Source organism: Bacillus sp. T-10(2022), from assembly GCF_056502895.1.
On sequence record NZ_CP113518.1, the window covers coordinates 2,092,548 to 2,116,677 of the forward strand.

16 protein-coding genes and 1 pseudogene are annotated in these 24,130 nt (G+C 35.2%); 14 read left to right on the top strand and 3 right to left on the bottom strand.

Annotation, left to right across the window (positions count from 1 at the left end):
- The first annotated feature begins 7 nt into the window (after window positions 1-7).
- The 5 genes from OSJ91_RS10290 to OSJ91_RS10310 all read left to right on the top strand — a co-directional run bounded on the left by OSJ91_RS10290 (window position 8) and on the right by OSJ91_RS10310 (window position 9,003).
- Window positions 8-4,774: a trypsin-like peptidase domain-containing protein gene (locus OSJ91_RS10290; RefSeq protein ID WP_485891491.1), complete on the top strand. Its 4,767-nt coding sequence runs from the start codon at window positions 8-10 to the stop codon at window positions 4,772-4,774.
- Window positions 4,775-4,936: 162 nt separating this feature from the next.
- Window positions 4,937-5,173, top strand: coding sequence for a hypothetical protein (locus tag OSJ91_RS10295; RefSeq protein ID WP_485891492.1), 237 nt, complete (start codon window positions 4,937-4,939; stop codon window positions 5,171-5,173).
- A 29-nt stretch (window positions 5,174-5,202) separates the two neighbouring features.
- Window positions 5,203-5,439, top strand: coding sequence for a hypothetical protein (locus OSJ91_RS10300; RefSeq protein ID WP_485891493.1), 237 nt, complete (start codon window positions 5,203-5,205; stop codon window positions 5,437-5,439).
- A 558-nt stretch (window positions 5,440-5,997) separates the two neighbouring features.
- Entirely contained in the window at window positions 5,998-6,387 is a 390-nt protein-coding gene (locus OSJ91_RS10305) for a hypothetical protein (RefSeq protein ID WP_485891494.1), read from the top strand.
- Between the two features lie 1,458 nt (window positions 6,388-7,845).
- Entirely contained in the window at window positions 7,846-9,003 is a 1,158-nt protein-coding gene (locus tag OSJ91_RS10310) for a dsDNA nuclease domain-containing protein (RefSeq protein WP_485891495.1), read from the top strand.
- 173 nt (window positions 9,004-9,176) lie between these two features.
- Here the strand turns inward: OSJ91_RS10310 and OSJ91_RS10315 are convergent, their stop codons facing one another.
- Window positions 9,177-9,377, bottom strand: coding sequence for an Arm DNA-binding domain-containing protein (locus tag OSJ91_RS10315; protein ID WP_485891496.1), 201 nt, complete (start codon window positions 9,375-9,377; stop codon window positions 9,177-9,179).
- Window positions 9,378-10,475: 1,098 nt separating this feature from the next.
- On the opposite strand from OSJ91_RS10315, the gene OSJ91_RS10320 reads away from it, so the two are divergent.
- Together OSJ91_RS10320 and OSJ91_RS10325 are read left to right on the top strand one after the other, a co-directional pair.
- Entirely contained in the window at window positions 10,476-11,072 is a 597-nt protein-coding gene (locus OSJ91_RS10320) for a hypothetical protein (protein ID WP_485891497.1), read from the top strand.
- Between the two features lie 12 nt (window positions 11,073-11,084).
- A complete protein-coding gene (locus tag OSJ91_RS10325; RefSeq protein WP_485891498.1) occupies window positions 11,085-12,215 on the top strand; it encodes an SPFH domain-containing protein in 1,131 nt (376 codons plus the stop codon).
- A 91-nt stretch (window positions 12,216-12,306) separates the two neighbouring features.
- Here the strand turns inward: OSJ91_RS10325 and OSJ91_RS10330 are convergent.
- Window positions 12,307-12,633, bottom strand: a pseudogene (locus tag OSJ91_RS10330) (transposase); the annotation flags it as partial.
- 1,205 nt (window positions 12,634-13,838) lie between these two features.
- Here OSJ91_RS10330 and OSJ91_RS10335 point away from each other — a divergent pair.
- The 5 genes from OSJ91_RS10335 (at window position 13,839) to OSJ91_RS10355 (ending at window position 20,254) form a co-directional block, all read left to right on the top strand.
- Window positions 13,839-15,230 (top strand): Ig-like domain-containing protein, encoded by a 1,392-nt coding sequence (locus OSJ91_RS10335; protein ID WP_485891499.1) that lies wholly within the window; start codon window positions 13,839-13,841, stop codon window positions 15,228-15,230.
- A gap of 775 nt (window positions 15,231-16,005) precedes the next feature.
- On the top strand, window positions 16,006-17,067 hold the full coding sequence (locus OSJ91_RS10340; RefSeq protein WP_485891500.1) for an ABC transporter substrate-binding protein: 1,062 nt from the start codon (window positions 16,006-16,008) through the stop codon (window positions 17,065-17,067).
- A 27-nt stretch (window positions 17,068-17,094) separates the two neighbouring features.
- On the top strand, window positions 17,095-17,910 hold the full coding sequence (locus OSJ91_RS10345) for an ABC transporter ATP-binding protein (RefSeq protein ID WP_485891501.1): 816 nt from the start codon (window positions 17,095-17,097) through the stop codon (window positions 17,908-17,910).
- Window positions 17,911-17,990: 80 nt separating this feature from the next.
- The gene (locus OSJ91_RS10350; RefSeq protein WP_485891502.1) at window positions 17,991-18,755 is read left to right on the top strand and encodes an ABC transporter permease; all 765 of its coding nucleotides are present in this window, start codon (window positions 17,991-17,993) and stop codon (window positions 18,753-18,755) included.
- A gap of 602 nt (window positions 18,756-19,357) precedes the next feature.
- On the top strand, window positions 19,358-20,254 hold the full coding sequence (locus OSJ91_RS10355) for a DMT family transporter (protein WP_413016838.1): 897 nt from the start codon (window positions 19,358-19,360) through the stop codon (window positions 20,252-20,254).
- Window positions 20,255-20,406: 152 nt separating this feature from the next.
- On the opposite strand, the gene OSJ91_RS10360 is transcribed toward OSJ91_RS10355, so the two are convergent.
- On the bottom strand, window positions 20,407-22,191 hold the full coding sequence (locus tag OSJ91_RS10360; protein WP_485891504.1) for a laminin G domain-containing metallophosphoesterase family protein: 1,785 nt from the start codon (window positions 22,189-22,191) through the stop codon (window positions 20,407-20,409).
- A 418-nt stretch (window positions 22,192-22,609) separates the two neighbouring features.
- Here OSJ91_RS10360 and OSJ91_RS10365 point away from each other — a divergent pair, with 418 nt between their 5' ends.
- Window positions 22,610-23,374, top strand: a complete 765-nt coding sequence (locus OSJ91_RS10365; protein WP_350302140.1) for a class I SAM-dependent methyltransferase — start codon at window positions 22,610-22,612, stop codon at window positions 23,372-23,374.
- Between the two features lie 148 nt (window positions 23,375-23,522).
- Window positions 23,523-24,074, top strand: a complete 552-nt coding sequence (locus tag OSJ91_RS10370) for a GNAT family N-acetyltransferase (RefSeq protein ID WP_485891506.1) — start codon at window positions 23,523-23,525, stop codon at window positions 24,072-24,074.
- Window positions 24,075-24,130: the final 56 nt, after the last annotated feature.

Below are 24,130 nucleotides of genomic sequence, written 5' to 3' on the forward strand. Positions count from 1 at the left end.
TTCTGAATTGAGTGAGCAACTTACTAATGCAGTTGGAAAAATACATTGTGGACATAAGGATGGTTCCTTATTTCTAATTAGCCCCAATTTAGCTATTACAGCTTTTCATGTCGTAAATGAGGCTATGAGGTTCGGAAAAGAAATTGAAATTGATTTTCCTATAATAAACAATGATGAAGCTATTAATGCTAGGATCATTTACCCTGATTCTATTGAAAATACTAATATACCGGATATAGCATTGTTAGAACTCTCTAAGTCCGTAGAAATTAGTCATTTAAAATTGGCTAGTGTAAATTTTGATGCGGACATAGAGTGGACTTCGTTTGGTTATCCGATTACTAAAGAAGAGACGGGCCAGTTTTTCAAAGGAACGGTAGCGGGAACTCCAATAAAAAGTAGTCAGTATGATATCGACCTATTTTGTAATGTTCCCAACCTAACTGATACAAATTTTAGTGCAACAGGTGCATCTGGATCACCTATTATAATTGGTGATTATGTGGTGGGTGTATTAACCGATGTAATGCCAGGAGCAACAATTGGGATGGTGGACCTTAAAAATATTGAAACATTACTTATAGAACACAATATAAAAATACCGTTTCTAGGAGATCTAGGAAAATATCAACATGATATTAAAAGGCTTAGGGAATATACAAAAATGGTGGCTGATAATAACGCCGATTATTCGAGGCTATGGATTAATTATGAGGAAGTAAAAATAGAAAGAGAATGTGTAAACTTAATCCATGATGAGGCTGAAAAGGGATCATTATTAGTAATTGGTGAACCTGGTTCAGGTAAATCAGGAGCCTTACGTGATCTAGTGATAAATCTCATTGAGGAACAGCGCGATGTCCTTTTTCTAGATGTGGGACATATTAGCGCTGAAGGGATAGGTGCTCTTCGTAATGATTTAGGACTTTCACTTGATTTGAACCAAGTGCTTGAAAATTGGTTAGGAGAACAACCTGGGTACATAGTGATCGATGCATTAGATGCAGCGAGGTCAGAGAGATCCGCACAAGTTTTAAGAGCACTTATCTCACGTGTAAATCGAAATTCAGGAAGATGGCGAATAGTTGCTTCTGTTCGGAAGTTTGACCTTCGTCATGATAATGAACTTCGAAGGTTGTTTCATGGAGAAATAGTAACGGATTATCAAGATCCTGAGTTTGTTAATCTAAGACACATTCAAATTTCAGCATTTAGTCATGAAGAGATTTTGGAAATTTGTAAGTCAGCACCTATAATCGCTACTTTATTAAAGGAAACGGATGAAACAATGAAAAAGTTAATCCGTTTTCCTTTTAATTTAAGAATAATAGGTGAATTACTAGATGAGGGTATCGAGGGTGCTGAGTTAGTTCCAATACGAACACAGAGAGAATTACTTGATCGTTATTGGTCTTACAGGGTTATACGTAGGGATGGTCAACGTGATGCAAGAGAAATCCTACTAACCAATACAGTAAAAGAAATGGTAGCTACTAGAACTCTAAAGGTAGCACGCAACTTAGTCGTAGATGCTAATACTAGTAATGCATTACATGATTTATTAAGAACAAATGTATTAGTTGAATGGCAATCGTCAATCACAGGAAGGCCCTCTGGTTTAACTATTGCTTTTTCACACCATATTATATTTGATTTTGCTGTTTATCGACTTATGTTACAAGAGGATTCGGAAACAGTTGTAAATCTGCTATCAGAAAATCCAGAACTAGTTTTAGTGATTCGGCCTAGTCTTGTGCATCATTTTACTAATCTGTGGATAATCGAAGAATCACGTGCTTCTTTTTGGAATTTAGTTTTCCGACTAATAGAAGAAGGTGAGATCCCAGACGTTGCTAAACTTATTGGACCATCTTTAGCAGTAGAATTGGGGCATGACATTAATGACTTCAACGCTTTGTTTCAGAGAATAATCAATCAAGATATGAATTCACATGAAGTAGCAATAAAGACTTTAAGCCATCTAATTGGGGGATTTGCGATGGCAGAAATGGGCAGTGTGAGAAGTGAAGTTCTAGAACTATGGAGTGAAATAGTTGAACTATTGAGCCATTATATTACTCTATCAAAAGAAGTGTTGTATTCTGTTCGCCTTCTCTTAATAACTCTATGTGAAATGAAATGTGATTTTAGTTCTATTCAAATAAACAAAATTGGAATAGCGGCTAGGGGCCTCTTGGATGAAGTTTTTGAAAAAACAGAGCACGATTGGATGATTAATTCAATGATAACTTGTGTATGTAGAACATTTCCTAGTGACATAGATGAATCAGAAAGGTTGCTAAGAAGATTACTTGCCCCTGAAAGGATAAAAGAAAGAGGATATTTAGAACTACCAAGTATCGCAAGAGAACTTCCTATGTTGTATAAGCATTCACCTTCTATTGTAATGGATGTTTATTGCAGTGCATTTTTACACGAAGAAAGTAGTCAAGAAGCTACGTCTTTAGGTAGAAGTCAAATTCTCCCGTTACAATCAAATAGGCGTCAAGATTTTGAACATGCTTTATGGCAACTGTCAGAAGACTATCAAGATTTTCTTGAGGAGGTGCCTCATCATGCGGTACGTACTTTAATAGTTGTTATTGATAATTATGTATTGAGTAAGCATTCAAACCGTGTTTCTGAAAATGAATTATCCTTCGAATGTGGTGGACAAAAAGCAATCTATCGTCCTGACCTTAGCTATATCTGGGATACTGGAAGTTATCGTGATGATGATCATTTGAAAATGCTGGACTCTTTTCAAGAAAAAATGATTAAGCTTGGCAATAATGAAAGTCAAAAAGAGCTTCGGCAAAGTTTAATTAATTTATTAATAACTCATAATAAATCAGCGGTTATTTGGCGGCGCCTAATAATGTCAGGTATAAGTTGTCCCGAAACTTTAGGTATGGAAATTCGTGAATTAGCATGGATGAGCCCTATACTTGTTAATTCTGATACTTCTAAAGAGATAGGAGACTTTATTACAGCAATTTACCCTCTAATCTCCAAGGAGGAGCGGGAGAAAGTAGAGAATACCATATTGTCTTTCCCGAGCCTGAATCTATCGATTAACGAGGAGATGTTACAAAGAATAATAGGTGAATTAATAGGCTGCATTCCTCAAAGATTAATAGAAACGGACTTAGTAAAGCAGTTTATTGAAGAATATCAAAAAAAACAGGGGAAAATACCTCCTAATAATCCGTTACTGTATATGGGTGAATTGGAAGAGAGTGCCTATGATGGAAATGAATCGTTGAGGAGAAAAGGTGTAGATATAGATAAAGAACAAAATAAGCAGATTCAGAGCTTGAGAAAAAGTATTATGGAATTTATAGAGAGGAATTTAAGTTCTGGAATTACTGTTAAAGAAGTGGATGCGGCAATGCCAATTTTATTTTCAATGAAGTCTTCACTTGATATAGCGGAGCGAGAAGGCGTGGATTTACGGTTACAAGAACTTGCGTGGGACAGCTTAGCGGAGGCATGTTCGATTATTTCGAAACAAAAGGTATTGTTAACGAACCGTGAAATAGGAGAGTTTGTAAAAGAAGTAATTATTACATGTTCACACCATAGCAAGCCCGTTTTAAATCCTGGGGAAGAAGCAGAGTTTGAAAAAATAGTGAGTTGGGGGACGCCTGCTCCTAGGATCCAAGCTGCAATTGGTGTAATTGATTTTTCAAAATACGAAACCTATCTGGATAAAGAACTAAAGAGCACTATTAAGGACCTAATTACAGACTCTGTCCCAGCTGTTCGTTTCCACATAGTAAGTAGGTTAGTATCGTTACACGAAAATCATGAGGATTTTATGTGGGAGATAATAGAACTTGTTTCTCAAAATGAACTGAACAATTCAATATTAAAAGAATTTGTAGCATCATCTTTATATCCTTTAATAAATAATAATAAAGGGAAAGTAATGGATTTGTTAACAAACATTTATTATAGGGTAGAAGGTGAAGAAAAGGCAAAAGATTTGCGTAATACGTGTGTGACGACTTTTCTTAACGTTTATCTTTATAATGAAGATAAAATATCACGTGATATAATTTACAGTGTCATTAAAACTCCAATGGTTAATTTGAGCGAAAACCTACATCTAACGAAAATTATAAGAAAATTATTAGTGATAGGTTCTTTTGAAGAATCTAAGGAACACTATAACTCGATACGGAACAAATCTTGGAACTTATTAGAACAAATCGTAGTTAATTCATTAGAGGAATTTAACAAACTGCAGTCTACCTACAAAGAAAAAGGCGAATGGAATGAACTCGAGCAAATGCAAATAAGATCTATAACAAGCATTGCTGATAGTGCATGTAAACAAGTCTATTTTGCGTCTGGAGCACATGATGAGAAAAAAAATCAGGAAATAAGTGATTCTTCTGAAATGTTTCGTAAGCGCTTTATAGAAGAAGCAATCGTTGTTTTGGATTTGCTGAGTGAATTTGGAATTCCTCCGATTACGCATTATTTGTTAAAAACCTTAGAATTCTTTGTGCAGCTAGACCCTTCTGCAACCTTTAAGCGAATAGGCAATATAGTACTGTTAGGTGAAAAGGGTGGATATCAGTTTGAATCATTAGGGATAAGTTTAATTATCCAACTCATTGAACGCTACTTAGCGGAGTTTCGTTCTATTTTCATTGTAGATAGTGATAATAACCAAATTCTTTTGTCGATTTTAGATGTTTTTGTGAAAGCGGGTTGGCCTGAAGCACGAAGACTAACTTATCGACTGGATCAGTTATTTAGGTAATAATTAATATTGGAGACGACCTATAACTATTGTGAGAGAAGTGTACCGTATGTTAATAAGGATTTGATTAACCTTCCTTACAGATCACTATTCACGTGGAATAATAAGGGCTGCTATAAAGAGTAGCAGATAAGGTTTAGGATTCGTTATGAAGAAGATGCTATGTGTAGCATTCTTGCAGTCGGATTACTGTCGGCCTGTCAAGCACAGTCAACGGATACAGGTAAGACGGAACCAGATGCACAAGGTCTCGTACAAGTAAGGATGACGGTTGAAAGTGAGGAAATAAATACCTTTCTTAAACAATTACATGAGGAAGAAAAGGAAATCATCGAAGTTAAACCATTAGACCAAAAAGAACAAACAGGTTATGTAGATAGAGTCTACAATGTTATTTAGGAGGATAAACGATAGGAGGGGAATATTAAATGGTGAAAACAAAAGATAAGTTTTTGGGCATCCTGATTAAAGAATTAGTGGACTTGATGAAAAAACAAAAAGAATCCACCGAACGAAAATATAAAAGTGCGGCAGAAGCATTAATGGATAGTAGCAAATATTATCATAGTGAAATTGACCAAACAAAGAGAATCATAGAGTTATATTTGGGAGACCAATATAATGAAAATAAAATACAAGAACTAATCATTGCTGAATTATTATAGGGATGGAAAAGTTCAAATGTTTTTATTAATGGATTTGGAACGACCCATTGGCGGCGGAGGTCGGTTGCATTACTGGAAAGCATATACATAGGTATACCATTGATCTAAATGAGGCAGGGGTATTTTCATAAGAAATGGTATCGGCCATTTTAAACTCCGATTTTGATAGACGGACCTTCAGCATTCCCCAAACAGTTGTTGAGAAAATAACTGGGGTAGGGGTAGTAGCCACTGAAAAGGCCCAAGAAAAAAATTGGTGTATTCAAACCTTTGATTCTTCTTCCAATGTGTCTCAATAACCCTCACTTTTTCAAGGTGAGGGCTTTTTATATAATAAAAGGATTCTCCTTATTAGTTCTTGTCGATGTTTAAACCCTTGTATGTTATTTCACTAAAGGGTGCTATTGTGGAAAAAGAATGGTTCCTTTTTTACAATCGGTAGATTGTTGAAGCTGTGTAATAAAAGAATTTTATGGAGAGGATTTGTAATTGAAAGAAAAAGTATTATTTTTCTTGAGTCTTTATTTGTTAAGATTTAGTTAAGAAGTGATATCAAAAATGGTTTTTGCAAATTTATTTTTTGATGTAAATGGAAATTTTCAATGGGCTAGCATTGCAGCATTTGTCGCTTTTTTTGGTAGTATCATTAGTGCTTGGATTTCAGTACATAATACCAAAAAGTCGTTGAAAGGAAACGTGGTGTCTACAGCTAGAATAGAATGGATCCAAGAAGTGAGAAAGAAAAGTGTTGACTTTATTTCTGCTTGTTACTCACTATTTGAATTTATCAAATCCGATTCAACAACAATTGACGAAGAAGAATTATTCAAGTTGAAAAATGAAATTGAAAAAAATGGAACTTTATTGATCTTATATTTTGGTCCTGACTCAAAAAATAATGACTTTATTGTATATTTAGTTACCAATCTTCTTGGTAGGATAACATAAAGATAGTTATTATGACGATAATAAAATCCGTGAATTAATTGATCAGGTTAATGTATTAAAAGATTTTCTTAGAATCTACTATAAGGCTGAATAGAAAAGAGCTAATGGAGAAATTAAGGATATTAAAGTTCAATCTTATCTTGAAACGCAAGATTTATATAATACTATAATGGATATTTTTAACTCTGGTTTTGAGATGCATAGGGAATGGACTGAAAACTATTATTTTCAGTTATCCAAAAAGTACAAAGAAGAAAATTTATAATATGTTCATTAAATGTTATTCCAACAATCGGGTGAGATTCTTTTGAGAAAAACCAAAATACTTGCCTGAACTGAAGACTGGGGAAAATTATACAGTCAAGAAGGGAAGATATTAAAAGAAGTATTTAGAGATGAATTAGGATATTTTCCATATTGAAAGTACCTCTATACAACAATTGGTCACGCAAAGCCGATAAAAGATATTTAATTGTTGTAAAGGTATTGAAAACGTTGATTTATACAACAGTGAAATGTAGGCATTAGGGTATGGAAGGTAAGAATGGGGTGCTGGAAGAAGATATTTTCCAAAAGGTAAGGATAACAAAACACATCATCTACATATATTCCAAGTTGGAAGAACACAAAAAACTCATTTAGATTTCTAAAGAATACTTGATAAAGAACCCTAAAAAGTATGGAGTATTGAAAATAAACTTAGGAAAGCAGTTTCCTCTCGAACATCACAAGTATCAGGATGGATAGCAGCAGTTCGTTAATGAATTAGCCGATAAAGCTAAATAATGGGCGTCACGAAGAAGATTTTCTTATTAAAGTAACGGGGAGCATTAGTTGAACAAGCATAGGTTATTTTTGACCACAACGATATTTTTTCTAATTCCCACTAAAAAGAAAAAAAGCACGATATATCTTTATTAAATCATTTTATTCCTAGTTTCTATATATTTAAATTATAAATAATAGAACGTAATAAAAACGTCCATTTACATATCTGAAGGTTCCGTAACGATCGTTTATGACGGGCCCGTAAGATGGCTAGACCCACCGTTTAGCACTGGATACATTTTTAAGTTGATAATGTACAACAACGAGGTGGAGTATTTATTGAAATTCTTGCTTCAACTAAAGGGTGCGTTAGCTGAAGATCGGAGCTGTCTTTAAGACAGCTTTTTCTTTATGCAGCTATCGGGGCAGGTTAGTTGAAGAGTGCTCTCTGACCTTTATTCAACAACTGGGACAGATTGTGGGGGATTATTTTAGAAAATATTTTTGATAGGGTAATATAAATTAATGAACCAGATTTGAATAAAATTTCAACTTCTTTATTTTTAGGATTAATCAGGTTTTCAACTATTATTATGGTATTTATAGATTTAACAAAAAATAAAATTGAAGGTATTTGGAATAATTTGTCGAAATTGATTATGTGAATTTCTGTTTGAAGGAGAAGTTGTGATGAGTATTAATGTCCTTTTATTATTTAAAAAATACAAGCTTAATACTGATGCTATATCAACTAATAGAGGATTCCTATATCAGTATCTAAAAACCTTAAAAACATGGGTATGTGATGCAATAAATAATACAGAAAATGAAATTTTTTGTGAAACAGAAGATGATATAAAAGAAGTAAATTCTGATGTTAAAAGTTTAAAATTCACACAAGTAAAATGTTACTCTAGCAACTTAGGAACCCAAGACGAAGAGATTGTAAAAACCATCTACAATTTCTTTATTCTTTACAATCTCTACCCAGATTACAATGGTCAATTTCATTTTGAAACTAATACAAATATAAAAAGAAATGACGAAATACTTAAAGACTGGTATAAAGATCAAGAAAATATGAGTAAAGACCTTATTATTAAATGTAGATTTAGAGTTCAAGAAATTTTGAAAGGTATGACAGAGAAAAAAAAGAAAACAGAAATTCAGAAAATAGAAAAAAAGATTGCTGAGCTAGATCCTGATTTGCTCGAAGAAATAGACTCACTTAAAAAGGAAAAGGATACTGTAATCAAAGAATTTAAACCATTATTTGATCGAATTAACGAAGACCACTATCTAGAATCTTTTGTGAAAAGTATTAAGTGGAATTTTGAACAAGTAGAAGGAGAAGAAGCTGTCCGAATTATAAAACAGGAGTGTGTAGATAGTTTAAAAGGATATACAGATAAATATACTTATTTATTATTAACTCGATTGTTATCTGAAATATTTCTTCGTTCTTCAAATACTAAAGTTGATGTTAGAAAATTGAATAAAAGTTTACTTGACGAAATAATTAAAGAATCCGAACAAGAAATGTCGGATAAGAGTGATAAATTTATAACAGATTCTTTATACCAAATAACCGAAAAAATTGATGACCTTAAAGGTTTTGTTGGTGAAGGATTTCATTCTATGAAAGAAATGTTGGGTACAGCAATAACTAAACCACCAAGTTATGATTTTGAAAAAATGTTTAAGATGTATTTAATTAGGATTGAGTCTTTTCTCGAAAATAATATGACTCTACCTTTTCAATCTGAAATAGATAATGATTTGATAAATAACTCCTATTTTAATGATTTTTTTAAAAATCCAACTTGGAAAACAAAAATTACATATTAGTGAATTTGCAAGGGCTTACGGTGATAATAGCTTGGTAAGAGAGAAAGGAATTATTGATAAACTTTTGGAATTTAATGGTTTAGATATTTCCTACGACGAATATCGGACTAATATGCGTAAGAAGGTTAATTCAATATTGATGGAATTACCGGATAATAGAATTACAAAAGATTTTAAACCATCATTATTCCAGTTTTCGAAGGCTCGCTGTATTCACCAGTCATAATTTCTTTTTTTAGCTTATTCATTTCTTCTAAAGCTTCGCGCTTCGACTTAAAGCCACTTCGATAAATTTGTTTTCGTTTCCCAGTTCGCTCATCAATACCGGCATCAACGCAAAAGGCCCATACTTTACTTACTTTTTTAACTGACATTAAAAAACCTCCATGTTGAGATGGAGGTAGGGTGTGTTAAATAGTATAGGCATGGAACGTTATTTTCATGCAAGGTGTGGAGAATGCTGTATAATCTTTGTTCAACAATCGGGCCATATTGTTGGAAAACATCTTTTTCGTAAACTAGATATTTAAATTTAATTTAGGTGGGATAGTGAAATAAGGCCGGGCGGTTTAGAACAATCAATGCGGTCGTAGACAGGGTGGTTATATATGGAAGGGGATGCCGAATAAAGGCACAGAATGTCCACCTCTAGAAGGGGACAATATGACCATACTAGAGATTACAGAGATTACTTCAAAGATTACTACAAGAGAGAATATCCCTTTCTCTGAAATCATTTCTTATTTAAATAATACTTGGAGGAAATTATTTGTACATAGAAAATGCTTATTTCCTTTTTGGTATAATAGAACTATGTAGCTAGATTTCTTACATCATAATAAGGAGAACTAACATGATAAGAGGAGAAATTAAACATAAAATAAAAAAATTTGGACGGATATTTGGGCAGGCGGAATTACACAGCCTCTTATAGTGATTGAATTTACATACTTAATGTTTATCCGATCATTAGATGAAAAAGAAATAGAGAATGCGAGTCTTGAAATGATATAAAGGAAAAAAATAAATGAACAATTTAAAATGATACATAACGGATACTTTACTGATTACAATTATAAAACAGGTTTTTCATCACTGCCTCTTGGAACAGCATTCGGTATAGAAATAGAGTTATATTTTTTCGTAATTTCTCTCATAGATTAGACGAGATTATGGTAGCATTGGAGAAATTTCTGCAGTTACGGATATAGGTGAAAACTACATAATTTCAGTGCTAGACACCAATACAATTCAGAATAATTTGCGTGCCAGTCGCCTTAAATTAAATAAAAATGAAAATAGTAAGTTTATGATGTTTATATAATAATAAAGTAGGTGATCGAAATATATGTCATTAGTTTTGTGCTTTATGCACAATGAAAGAACTGCCCCCATAATTGACGGAATATGGGCCTTTCCTAACGAATTAAAGGAAAGGCTGAACGTCAATAAAAGAGCTTAGGAGGATAAATATGGTAAATTACAATTTAGAGCCAAGTGAATCAATTCTTATTCAGAGTACCGGTGTCCTTTGTGAAGGCGGCGGGCTTATAGCCGCATATACCGATGAACTTATTCTTACTAACATGAACATTATCCATGTTAGTAAGGGCATGTTTGGAAATACAAAAAGGGTGCAGAAATACCTACTCAATCAGGTGAAAATCATAAATGGCGAAGCACAGGCTATTATGGGAAAAAGTACAAATGGTATACCTGATCTTCAGATATATTTTGAAAATGGCCAGGTGGCTTTCAAATTTCAAAGCTCAGGGAAAAAAGAAATTGTGAAATATGTTAATGAAATTAGCAAGGTATTAATTGGGAAAGAGTCTTCGAGAAATTCAGTAGCAAATCAATTTGCAATTCCTGGAGCAGAAATTGTAACAGAAACGCTTAAAGATACTATAGATGTTTTTAAAGGAACATTCGGAATTAAATCCAAAATCAAAGCTGCGGATGAACCGGTAAAGGCTACAAAAAAATGTATCGGTTGTATGTCACCTCTTACTGGAACCAAAGGTCAAAGCATTCGCTGCAGATATTGTGATACAGACCAAATTTTATGATGAGAGAGGTTGATGACTATGGGAATTATAAAAGCACTTTCTGATTCGGTAGGAGGAGTATTTGCTGATCAGTGGAAAGAACTAATAACTGCTGGACATTTTGATGAACATACAGCTGTAGCACCAGGAATACTTAAAATGAATAACAACGGGCGTGGAGTCAATAAACATGGCTTAATGGATGTTATATCAAACGGCTCGAAAATATTTATTCCTGAAAATACAGCAGCCTTCATTTTTGACCAAGCCGGAATTGAAAATATAATCACAACTCCTGGCGTCTATGAATATCAAGATGGTGAGGAAAGCGTATTTAATGGAGAGGATATAGTAGCATCAATCTTTAAACAGGTTAAAGACAGAATCGGTTACGGTGGTATCTCTTCTTCGGAAAAGAGAATAGCATTTGTCAATTTACGTGAAATTCGTGATATTAAATTTGGAACACGTGGCCCTCAGGTCTATAATGATTTGTATTATGGTTGCGACCTCGAAATTTATGCATATGGTGGCTTCTCTATTAAAATTGTTGATCCTGAGAAGTTTATAAAAAACTTTGTGCCAGCTAACGTAATTAGCTATTCATTTGATGATTCAAAAGTGAGAGCCCAAGTTCTTTCAGAATTTGTACAATCATTTATCGTTGCATTGAATTCACTTTCAACTACATATAGGATTTCACAGTTGCCTTCACAGGCGGTTGAAATTTCAAAGAGAATATCTGAAGATTTATATAATGCTGGCACATGGAAAGACCGATTCGGTTTTGAACTTGTTAAGGTTGCAGTTGAAAATATAGAATTTTCACCAGAATCTAGAGAACTTGTTAACCAGTTCTCTTCTAACAAGATGAATATGAGAGCTTATGAAGATGTTTCACAGAGAGCATCCAATATTGCTGCACAGCAAAAAATTGCTCAGGGTATTCAAGATAATGGACTTGGGGCTGGCGGAGGTATGCTTTTTGGAATGAATATGGCCCAGAATATTGGACCTCAAGGGCAGCCTTCTTCAAATCCAAGTTCTTCAATGTCTTTCGACAAGCAGATCGAAACATTGAAAAAGCTAAAAGAACTAGTTGATATGGGTGTTTTAACACAGGAAGAGTTTGATGCTAAAAAGAAAGAAATCATGGGGCTGTAATAAAACGTCACAAAATCAGATTAATAAGTGGTATAACATGCAAAAGCCGGTCATATGAAGTGACCCAAAAAAGTTAGACACGGTTATTTCATTAGGCAACTTGTTGGGCATGATTCCGGTATTGTACGGGACTCATGCCTTTATATTTTTCCTTAATACGTTTGTTGTTATAGTACTCAATATATTTTTCAAGTTCTAGTTAAAAATGTTCCACACTCTTAAACTCTTTGAGATATAGAAACGCTGATTTCATAATGCCAAAGAAGTTCTCCATCACAGAGTTGTCATAACAGTTGCCTTTACGAGACATACTTTCCTTAATTCTTCTTTTTTGTAAAGCATCACGGTACGTTTTCATTTGATAATGCTCGCCTTGATCTGAATGCATTAGAAGTTGGTGGTCTTCTGGTAAGCGTTCTAATCGATCTGTTGAAGCCAGTAAAGGGCATCAAACAAATAACTGTTTACGATACCGCCACCCGGATAGGATTTTGTTTTGGAATTACACCTGACAAGGTATATATTCATCGGGGAGCCTATATCGGAGCAAGAAATTTGTTAGGACATAAAGCGGTAAGAGGACGTAGCTTCTTGTACATGCATGAGTTTCCAAAGGAATTGCATAGGCTTACTCCAATGCAAATTGAGGATTTCTTATGTATCTATAAAAACGATATTACAAGCGGAGGAAAGCCAAACCAATCCTGATTTAGTAAACTGCCAATCAGAACAGTGTGTTAAGGCTTGGTATTGGAACAGAATTTAAAAGGTACAAACAATCCAATAGAGGATTTTCTCATAAAATTATTAAAATTGTACTTCTAGAAACGAAATAGGCACATCATGATTGACCACTTACTGACCACTAAACGATTTAAGGAGATATTATCTGTTTTTCATTTATAGAAACGTTCCTAGATTTAGCCTGATTAATGGTATTGTGTAACAGAAAAAATCCATCCAAAAGGATTTTGGAGGGTTATTTGGCAGGGCCAAAATAGTATATCATAAGGAAAATGTAAATTTTAGAGAAAGATATTGACATCCAATTAGGAAATGAACCCAGAGGTTTTTTCTCTGAATGCGAATGGTCTAGACAATCGTATTCAGAGATCAAAATAAGGAGTAATTATACAATGAACAAGTATGAATATCTTGTGGAATGATACGTTTAAGATGTGTACTTTTTTGCACACTTTTATTCCGTCTCACTACATAAAGATTGCTTGTCATTTTGAGACGGATTATTTTGTGTACTATTAACTTCTTAAAATTTATCTCATGTAAACTAAAAACTTAAAATATAAAAAGTGTAATCTAGAGACTACCCTCCCCCATTTACGGATCAATCTTCAGAACTATCAGCTATTACAGCGCAGCCCTTATACTTATCTTAATGATATAGAGGATATGTTGCCATTTACTAAGTTTCAATTAGCTAAAAAATAGTATGAGTACGGTATTGCAATCAAGGATAATTTTTTCAAACACCTACCATTCCCTCGCATATATTGCAGTTCTTGTCAAAATAAAGCTAAAGAAACTTATGGTAATTCCGGTACTTATGTATTAGTATGTAAAAGTATTACATAGTTCTTAATAACGAATTTAGGGGGAGGAAACGTGTGTAATAAAGGTATTTTATCACTGGTTGCTGTAGGTCTATTTGCTTCTTCATTGTCTGTAGGTGTTGTGAAGGCCGAAGGAAACGAGAACGGATTGGCAAGGAAAGCTATTGAACGTCAAGTAAAAAAACCACTTGAAAAAGGTTTCGTTGATTCTAAAACATTTAAACAACTTGAAAAAGAAGTAAATGGTTCTCAACCGCAATCAGTTAAAGGTTCTAACAAAATGAGTAGAATGAGTAGTTCTTCCAGCGATGAATATATTTTTGAAACTGAATACAATGATGACTTTGACTCAGCAGACAGCGCATCATACGAAAAAGGAACAATCGGTCAATTGCTTCCTTTGAATGATGTGGATTTTCATAAAATAGATGTTCCTAGTAGTGGAGTTTTATTAGTGGCTGGATTATCTGACTCATATGTTATTGATCTAGTATTTGCGGCTGTGCAAAAAGAATTTGTTACAAATAGTAACTTAGAATATTTAGGTAGTGAATTTGAGGATGGTGTTGAAGTACAAGCGTACCAAGCTAAAAAAGGAACCTACTATGTGGGGGTTATAGACCAAGATAACGAATACATTGACGATAATACTGAATACGACATTTATGCTACCGCAACAGCATTTGTAGACAATGTTAACCCATCTAAGCCAACTGTTTATAAGGTCGACAATAATGACAAAGTTGTCACTGGTAAAGCAGAAGCTAATTCAACTATAACTGTTAAAAGTGGAAGTAAAGTGTTAGGCTCTACAAAAGCAACATCTAAAGGAACGTTCTCTGTTAAAATTGCAGCTCAAAAAGCAGGTACTAAACTGACAATTACAGCTAAAGATAGTGCAGGGAATGTGAGTTCAAGTGCAACGGTAACTGTTGTGGACGTTATTGCACCAAGTAAGCCAGCAGTAAATAAGGTTGACAATAATGATAAAGTTGTTACTGGTAAAGCAGAAGCTAATTCAACTATAACTGTTAAAAGTGGAAGTAAAGTGTTAGGCTCTGCAAAAGCAACATCTAAAGGAACGTTCTCTGTTAAAATTGCAGTTCAAAAAGCAGGTACTAAATTGACAAGCACAGCTAAAGATAGTGCAGGGAATGTGAGTTCAAGTACAACGGTAACTGTTGTAGATGTTATTGCACCAAGTAAGCCAACAGTTAATAAAGTAGATGACAATGATAAAGTTGTTACTGGTAAAGCAGAAGCTAATTCAACTGTAACTGTTAAAAGTGGAAGTAAAGTGTTAGGTTCTGCAAAAGCAAGTTCTAAGGGGAGCTACTCAGTCAAGATTAAAGCACAGAAAAAAGGAACTACACTTTCAATAACTTCAAAGGATAAAGCAGGGAATACTAGTTCAAAGGCAACTACTAAAGTTGTAAAACATTAAGTTCAATATAACAAAAAGGGAGCCTGGTGGTTCCCTTTTTTCATTTGGAAGGCCTTAGTGAGTCATAATAATACTTGTTAACACATCTTAATTTATCCCAATATGTAGAATGGTAGGTGTTTCTATAAGGGATAAGGGAGTACTATACCTAAAGAGAGTTACATGTTTTATATAATTGTTTGTCAAAATCAGAACCCATTCGTATTGAGGAAGAGGTACGAAAAGTGATTGAGGCCCTTATAAAACTACAGAGGCAAAGCTAGGCATGTCTTGTGAAGAAATTGTAAACATAGAGCCTAGAGTATCCCTCGCAAATGACGGCCAAAAAAAATTATCTATTTATATTTTAGGTTTCTAATTTATTGCCACTAAAAATGCTTTATCCGTTCTAGTCAGGTTAAATAATTCTTCCCGTGTACTAGCCATCAGGAACATCATCTAAATGGTCATCGATGTGAAGTAAAACAGAATCAGGACCGATGTTACCTTTGGGAAATCAAAGGCATTGGTATAGTGCAAGTACCCAGTGATGAAGAAGAAAATTGTATCTCAAGAGTTAAAGGGCACTCATGATTTTAAAAGAGTGTTTTTTTTGTGCTGTAATCTACCGAATTATCTAAATTTTCCAAAATTACAATTGACCCAAATGGGACAGCTGATTTAGAATTGATATGTATATGAAATTATGTTTTGTATATGAGACTTAATTGGAGGGGGAATATAGTTAGTTAGTGAATGAAGTGTTGAAAATATTTGATTTAGGGAGGTAAGTAATATGTTTAAGAATAAATTGGCGTTCGTTCTGCTTTGTTTGGTGTTAATAGTATCTGCATGCGGTTCAAGTGACGAAACTACTACAAAAAATAAGGGGAATTCAGGAGGAAAAGCCGTAAAACTTACTTTTACAGAACCTGCACGGTTGTTGTCGGTTGCCCCATTGTACGTAGCCATTGAGCAAGGATATTTTGAAGAGGAAGGAATTGAAGCTGAGATTGTGTCTGGTGGTGGAGGAGCACAAGTAATGGCTTCTGTATTATCAGGTGAAGCTCAGTTTGCGGTCTCAGGTCCTCGAAGTATGTTTACTCCTCTTGATAAAGGTGAAGAATTATTGGCGATTCAATCTTTAAATTCAGCGCTAACCTATCAAATTACTCTCTCTAAACAATATCAAAAGAAAAAGAATGTTTCTAAAGACTCATCATTTGAAGATAGAGTTGCTTCATTGAATGGCGCAACTATTGGTACAAACCTTGTCGGCGATTCTGGAGACGTATACACCCGGTATTTAATGCAATTGCATGGTGTTGATCCCGATACGCTTAAAACCGTCAAATTGGCAGGAGATGGATCGAAGATTGGCGGTATGCAGGAGGGGGTTGTTGACGGGGGGATAGCATCACCTCCGATGGGTTTACAAGCGGAAAGTAAAGATGTTGGTGAAATTGTAATCAATACAAGTGAAGAACCATTGTATGGGAATATGGTCTGGGAAGCTGTTTTTGCTAAAAAGGAATATTTAGAAGAAAATCACGAAACATCTTTGAAAGTAGTTCGGGCGATAGGGAAAGGTATGGAATTCACACGTAATAATCCAAGAGAGGCAGCCGAATCAATCGTTTCTTATTTTGATGGAATTGATGTTGATATTCTAGAGGAATCACTAATCGGAATGAAAAACACTTTTAAAGGCTATGGGGAAATGAATCAAGAAGCTTGGGATAATGCCCAGGATCCATTAGTTGAATTTGGCAAGTTGTCAGGGGTTTCTACTAAACAGGATACTACTGAAGATGTTATTTGGACAAATAGTTATATAGAAGAAGCTTTTAAAAAATAGTTAGATGGAAAGGAGATGATAGTCAAGATGGAAAATGCAAAAATTGAAAAGTTCAAATTGTCGACTCGTTTTTTGGATGTTACTTACGTAAACAATAAAACTGGTGCAGAAGTGATTGCCCTGCAGAATATAAATTTAAATATCAAAGATGGTGAATTTATATGTATTGTAGGGCCGAGCGGCTGTGGGAAAACCACTTTTTTAAATACAGTAGTTGGATTACTGAAGCCAAGTAAGGGAGAAATTCTATTAGATCAGCAAAAAATTGATGGTCCCGGCAAGGACAGGGCAATGGTTTTTCAAAACCCAAGTCTATTACCTTGGAGAACAGTTTTGGAAAATGTTCTCTTTGGAGTTGAACTGCAAAAGCAAGTAACCACAGAGAAAAAGAAAGAGGCCAAAGAATTTATTGAAATGGTCGGTTTAAAAGGTTATGAAAATCATTATCCCCACGAATTGTCAGGAGGGATGCAGCAAAGGGTAAACTTGGCTCGAGCATTAACGGTAAACCCGTCATTAATATTACTGGATGAACCATTTTCGGCATTAGACGCACAAACTAGGGAATTTATGCAAGGTGAGTTACTTAGAATATGGGATGAGACAAAAAAGACAAGTCTTTTTATTACACACCAAATTGATGAAGCGGTATTTTTAGCTGATAGAGTTTTTGTTTTTGGGGCAAGACCAGGACGTGTAGTGGAGGTTGTCGATGTTGATATACCTAGACCGAGAGATCTCCACGTGAAGCGCAGCCCTGAATTTTTAGAGTTTGTAGATCATATATGGTCCATTATTGAACAGGAGTCTTCAAAACAAGGTTTCGATAATAAAGAAAAATAATAAAGGGAAAGGAGAATAGTATGACGAAGGGTACGATTCAGCTTACACAATCAAAGCATAAGATACAAAAGGCGAAGAAAATGAAAAAAGAAAAGAAGTCATTTTTTATCAGTGTTGCCTCTGTTTTACTATTCCTGTTGCTTTGGGAAGTTGCTTCTCGAAATGAATGGATAAATCCATTGTTCATTAGCTCACCAATAGAAATTGCACAAGCTGCAGCTTTAATGGTCCAAGAAGTATCCTTTTGGGAAAATATGAAAGTAAGTGGTTACGAATTTATTGCAGGCTTTGTTTTAGCAATACTTATTGGAATTCCGCTTGGTGTGTTATCGGGCTGGAATTCTACCTTTAATGCAGTGGTTAACCCTTTCATTTCAGGATTATATGTAACACCTAAAGTCGCACTTTTACCAGTGATCATCATTGCATTCGGAATAGGACCTGCATCAAAAATTGTTATCGTATTTTTGATGGCCTTCTTTCCAATAGTGATGAGCGCTCAAAAAGCAATGTTAACATTAGATCAAAACTTAATAAAAGCAGCAAGAACATTTAGTGCAAGTGAATTTCAAATTTTTAAAACAATTGCTTTGCCTTCGACTGTACCATTCCTTTTAAACGGTATTCGCTTAGGTATTGGTCAAGGATTAATTGCTGTAGTTGTAGGTGAATTATTCGCTTCAACGGCTGGTATCGGATATCAATTGACAAGCAATGGTCAAAATCTCCAAACAGATCGCATGTTTGTTGGAGTGTTAGTCATTACGATTACGGGAATCATTCTTACTTCATTATTAGGGATTATTGAAAGACGCTTTTCATCTTGGAAACCAGAAAATAATTAATTAAATTTACACTTTAAACGTTATTTTTCAGTATTGCAGCACAAAACGGTTACAGTGTAAAAGCCTCAAGACAATATTTCAAGTAAGCTTAAATTTGGAAAAGGTAATTGTAAACAAGTTTGTAGACAAAAGGGTTTCTATCTGAATTTTTAAACAAAGTTGATTGGAACGGAAGGTACGAGACTCCTGCGGGAAAAGCGCGTCCAAGGGAGACCCCACAGGCGCCAAGAGCGCCGAGGAGGCTCCCGGACCGCCCGCGGAAAGCGAGTGCCTGGAGTGGAAATTAACGTTCAATTTTTACACTCACTCAAAAAAATATAGGCAATCTTAATATCGAGTTTGTCTCCAGTCTAAACAAAAGGTGCTTCCTATACGAAGCACCTTTTGTTTAGCATGCTTTTCTAACCTGATCAATCTTTAAATGAAGATTTCCTATCCAATCCCATATGGAATAGGTTTTCTTAACCGATGATTACATCTCGGTATGTACTCTTATTCGTATTTTACTGTTCCACTTCACAGTGAGATAGAAAATTTATTGAAGTTCTCCCGTATCCATGATACCTTCAGTTTATAGTGAATGGGTATGGGAGGAATGGGTTTTGAACACGAAGGCATTTATATTGGCATCAATTACAGTTATTATTTGGGGATCTACATTCGCTGCTATTCGTGCAAGTTTGCATGGCGGGTATTCAGCTGGCCATTTGGTACTTGTTCGTTATCTAATAGCATCAGGGATTTTTTTCCTTTATGCTCTATGGCCTGGGGTGAAATTTCGACTCCCGAAAAAAGCGGATTTGTTGAGGATATCGATCCTTGCATTTATTGGTATTAGTATTTACCATATTGGGGTGACATTCGGGGAACAAACTGTTTCGGCGGGAACGGCTGGAATGCTGATTGGTTCAGCACCTGTCTTCATAGCGATCATTGCTGCTTTCGTTTTAAAAGAACGCCTCGGCCTATTCGGATGGATTGGTTTAGGAATAGGGTTCACAGGAATCACCTTAATAACTTTAGGTACTGCAGGCCCTTCCCTGAATATTTCTGAAGGAGCCTTTTTAGTGCTGATGTCAGCTATTGCTTCTGCAGTGTTTTTTGTTTTCCAAAAGCCACTGTTCAGCCGTTATAATCCGATTGAATTGACAGCGTATTTCACATGGATCGGTACAATACCCTTTTTAATATTTATACCTGGGCTATTTCAAGAAATTCAACATGCAACGATGGAAGGTCATTTATCTGCCATTTTTGTTGGTATTTTCCCTGCGGCCATCGGTTATGTAACATGGGCAGTCGCATTATCATTAGGAAAAGCCAGTTCCGTTTCCAGTTTGTTATACCTTGAACCTGTGATTGCCATTTTCGTCGCTTGGGTTTGGCTGCGGGAAGTACCTAGTACTCTTTCGGTCATTGGCGGCGGAATTGCGATATTAGGGGTTCTTGTTGTTAATGGGTTCGGAAAGTATAAATCAGTGATGAAAAAAGCAGCATGATAGTTGTTTGAAAAATCGTAGCATTTTAAATTCATCGTGAAGAGTGAACTTTTATCCATCAACAAATAGTAGGACACCAAAAAAAGGAATTCACCCAGGTGATGAGGTCAATCAGATACACCTGGGGAATTGGATTTTTCCGCCTCTTTTAATTACCTGAAATTAAATCTTTTTTTAAAGTCCCAATCTAATTTAAATGAATTATTTTCACCTGTTAAAAATTTATAATCGATATAGGATTTTTCTTTTTTGGACATTTCGTCGACAAAAGGGGAATAGGTACGGAATAATAATACATTTTTCTTTTCATCAAATTCTACAAGTCTTAGCCAGCCATTTCCCCCTCGATAATTCGTTTGGTAATTGACCAGCATTTGAATGACATCATTTCCTGCTGAGTTTTGTTTTACCCGATGTGCTATTCCATAAAAATGTCCATTAACCGTCATGAACACTTGATTATGGTTCTTTACAAGTTCATCCCAAATCAGCCGGCCATTAGACGAATCGACGGCAATGGTTTTATCATCTTTAACTTTCGGAAAAATAATATCATGTGAGACGAGGATTGTCGGTTTATCTTTATGCCGTTCTAGAACTTTTTTTGACCATTCCAAGTCCTTATGCAGATTTTTCATATCCACTATTAAAACTAAGTATTCATAACTGCCTGCCTTAGCGATTGCATATGAGCTATACCCAGAGGGAGACGAACCCTTATAGTATTTTTTATTCATAAAACGCTGTGGCCCATAATGTGTTAAAAAAGGATCTCCGTCAGCATAGTCATGATTCCCAGCCGCCATCATATATGGAACTTCCTTTTTATCCAAATGGGAAATGGCTCTGAGTGAATTCTGCCATTGTTTTTCTGAATCACTATCGACAATGTCCCCAACAAATGTATTCATGATAATATTGTTCTTCTTGGTGTTATTGGAAATCCAGTTCATTTGGCTATTGAAAATCTCAGGATTTTGGCTTGAATATTTCTGGGTATCTGGAACGAAAAGGAAATTATAATTCTTCTTATTCGATAGAATGGGGAAGGATTTGTTTGATCCTTCAAAGGGTTCATCGTCACGAGCATCCTGTACAAGCCATTCTTTTTCAGTTAAAGCCTTATTAGCAATTCGTATTTGCTGGATATTCCCTTTGAATAGTGCATTAAACTTATTTCCCCACTCAGATGCTCCGATGTTCCAGCCTTTCCCTATAACTGCTGCAATACCGATTACTTTTTCCGATTTTCCGTAATCACTGACGCCATTCAAAGTCAGAGTCGTCGTGTTACCATCATTAACAACCGCCAAATGGTACCATTCATCAGCATTTAATGATCGAGACCAATTGCTTACATTATAATTTAAATTAGATGGATGGCTTGTCCAGTGGATTTTTTGATCACTGGATACAGTTAAAGCAGAAAGGATTTTCTTCTCGCCTTCCATTTTATTAAGATCTGCTGCCTGTCCTTGTCTAGAAAAAAGCCCCATGACATTCTTGGAATCGCTTGGCATCTTAAATACCGTTTCAATGGTAAAACCCTTATTGAAATTCTCCGAATTGATAGGTGCATCCTTTTTGGTCTTGAAATATCTTCCTGCAGGGGCATTTTCGTAATTAGCGAACTCCAAGCTATCAACTTCATCTTGAGCATAATAATCTTCTTCGGACCATTGAATCATATTTTTTAATTCGGGTGATGCAGGGTCTCCTATCGTCACTAACTCTAAATCATTTCCATGTTTGCTTGTATCTTCTATAATTAAATTACCTTTATCGATTGAACCGCTTTTAACATGTTGTTTTGTGAATTTCCAATTTGCCACGATATTGCTTCGTTTATTTTCAGCAATGGAATCAGCCGATTTGGCAATACCAGGAACAATCATACATAAGAGTGAGAGACCTATTAATGCTTTTTTCATTCTCATAAAACATTCACCCCATTACATTTTGATTAAGCGATATACATTTATCCTTTTTACTACCTGGATTAATTTTTAGCGTACTAAGCCAAGGTAGATTCCGTACAGCTGCAATATGGTATAGTTTGCTTATCTTCTCGTTAACTTATTAAGGATGAGTAAAAAAGTCTTACTCCTAAAAAAGACATTAGGAGATAAGACCTAAAGCGAACGATTTAACTTATTGAGATCAAGATATAGACCACAAAGAGATCAATACGACGAACAACGGAGATGTAGGATAAAAAAGCAGTGTGTTAGTATTAGGACAGTGATTCATCAAGAAAATGAGGTGAAAAAAATGGTGAGAAGGAGATAGTTGCCTCCTGTAATAGATGTGGTATGAATCTTAGGAGGCTATCTTGATAATAGGAGATGTTTGAATATGAAACAAAACAAATATGATGATGCAAATTTCTTTTCTGCGTATGAGCAGATGCCACGATCAGTCAAAGGACTTGAAGCTGCCGGAGAATGGCATGTATTAAAAGAGCTAATGCCAAATCTGCATAATAAGAGGGTACTTGATTTGGGCTGCGGTTTCGGCTGGCATTGCCGATTTGCCCGAGAGCAACATGCCAGTTCCGTCGTTGGTGTGGATATTTCTGACAATATGCTTCAAAGAGCACGTGAGAAAACGGATGACCCTTGTATTTCATATATTAAAATGCCAATTGAAGACATCGATTTTTCCGGCTCTGAATTTGATGTGGTTATCAGTTCATTGGCTTTTCATTACATTGAGTCATATGAGGCGATCTGCAAAAAGGTGCATGATTGTTTAAAGCCCGGAGGCACCTTTGTTTTCTCGGTTGAACATCCAATCTTTACTTCTCGCAACGAACAAGCCTGGTATGACGATGATCACGGAAATCATCTGCATTGGCCAGTTGACAACTATCAATCCGAAGGTGTGAGAGAAACAACCTTCTTAACCGAAGACGTAGTAAAGTATCATCGTACGATTTCAACATATATGAATGACTTAATTTGTGCTGGTTTCAGCATTAAAGCAGTAAAGGAACCGATGCCTTCTGATGAAATGTTAAAAAGTGTTCCTGAAATGAAAGATGAAAATCGAAGGCCCATGTTTTTAATCATTTCAGCAGTAAAGGAAACAAATAATTCTATTAATGAAGGAATCAAATAAACGAAAAAAAGGCGTTTCTACGAAAGTTGGGACGCCTTTTTATTTACTATCATAATTTTCTATACAATTAAGCGTTGAATATCGACTTTAAATAGGTAATGATTAAATAGTTAAATAAGAAAATGGGAGTTTGGAGGAGGGAAATTGGATGGAGAAGGTATTTCCGGTTATTGAAACCAAACGATTGATATTAAGGGAAGTAACACTGGAAGATGCGGGTGACATGTTCAAATATCTATCTGATACAGATGTGGTGAAGCCAATGGGGTTAGATCCATTTGAGACAGTAAATGATGTATGGGATGAAATTAAATGGTACGAATCTATATTCGAAAAAGGTTCGGGAATTAGATGGGGAATTACATTAAAAGATTCCGGTAAGGTTATAGGAAGTTGTGGTTTTCTGAATATGGTAACCAAACACCATCGTGCTGAAATTGGATATGAATTAAGTAAAGATCATTGGGGAATAGGCATTGCGAGTGAAGCATTGGAAGCCGTTGTTATGTATGGTTATCGCCACTTTCAGCTGGAAAGGATTGAAGCTTTAATTGAACCTGATAATCACTTATCCCAAAAACTAGTGGAAAAACATGGATTTAGAAGAGAAGGACTTCTTAGGCATTATGAATTTACCCGTGGCAAATTCGATGATTTATATATGTACTCACTCATAAAAGAGGATTTAGTGACCTTCTAATTCATTGTGAAGACCGCTTAAAAAGCGGTCTCTGTTTGTAGACAAAGTGGGTTTCG

Bases quoted from the DNA above. Each gene is read 5' to 3' on its own strand.
- OSJ91_RS10295 (WP_485891492.1), top strand. From the start codon at position 4,937: ATGTGTAGCATTCTTGCAGTCGGATTACTGTCGGCCTGTCAAGCACAG.
- OSJ91_RS10300 (WP_485891493.1), top strand. From the start codon at position 5,203: ATGGTGAAAACAAAAGATAAGTTTTTGGGCATCCTGATTAAAGAATTA.
- OSJ91_RS10305 (WP_485891494.1), top strand. From the start codon at position 5,998: ATGGTTTTTGCAAATTTATTTTTTGATGTAAATGGAAATTTTCAATGG.
- OSJ91_RS10310 (WP_485891495.1), top strand. From the start codon at position 7,846: ATGAGTATTAATGTCCTTTTATTATTTAAAAAATACAAGCTTAATACT.
- OSJ91_RS10315 (WP_485891496.1), bottom strand. From the start codon at position 9,377: ATGTCAGTTAAAAAAGTAAGTAAAGTATGGGCCTTTTGCGTTGATGCC.
- OSJ91_RS10320 (WP_485891497.1), top strand. From the start codon at position 10,476: ATGGTAAATTACAATTTAGAGCCAAGTGAATCAATTCTTATTCAGAGT.
- OSJ91_RS10325 (WP_485891498.1), top strand. From the start codon at position 11,085: ATGACTATGGGAATTATAAAAGCACTTTCTGATTCGGTAGGAGGAGTA.
- OSJ91_RS10340 (WP_485891500.1), top strand. From the start codon at position 16,006: ATGTTTAAGAATAAATTGGCGTTCGTTCTGCTTTGTTTGGTGTTAATA.
- OSJ91_RS10345 (WP_485891501.1), top strand. From the start codon at position 17,095: ATGGAAAATGCAAAAATTGAAAAGTTCAAATTGTCGACTCGTTTTTTG.
- OSJ91_RS10350 (WP_485891502.1), top strand. From the start codon at position 17,991: ATGAAAAAAGAAAAGAAGTCATTTTTTATCAGTGTTGCCTCTGTTTTA.
- OSJ91_RS10360 (WP_485891504.1), bottom strand. From the start codon at position 22,191: ATGAGAATGAAAAAAGCATTAATAGGTCTCTCACTCTTATGTATGATT.
- OSJ91_RS10365 (WP_350302140.1), top strand. From the start codon at position 22,610: ATGAAACAAAACAAATATGATGATGCAAATTTCTTTTCTGCGTATGAG.
- OSJ91_RS10370 (WP_485891506.1), top strand. From the start codon at position 23,523: ATGGAGAAGGTATTTCCGGTTATTGAAACCAAACGATTGATATTAAGG.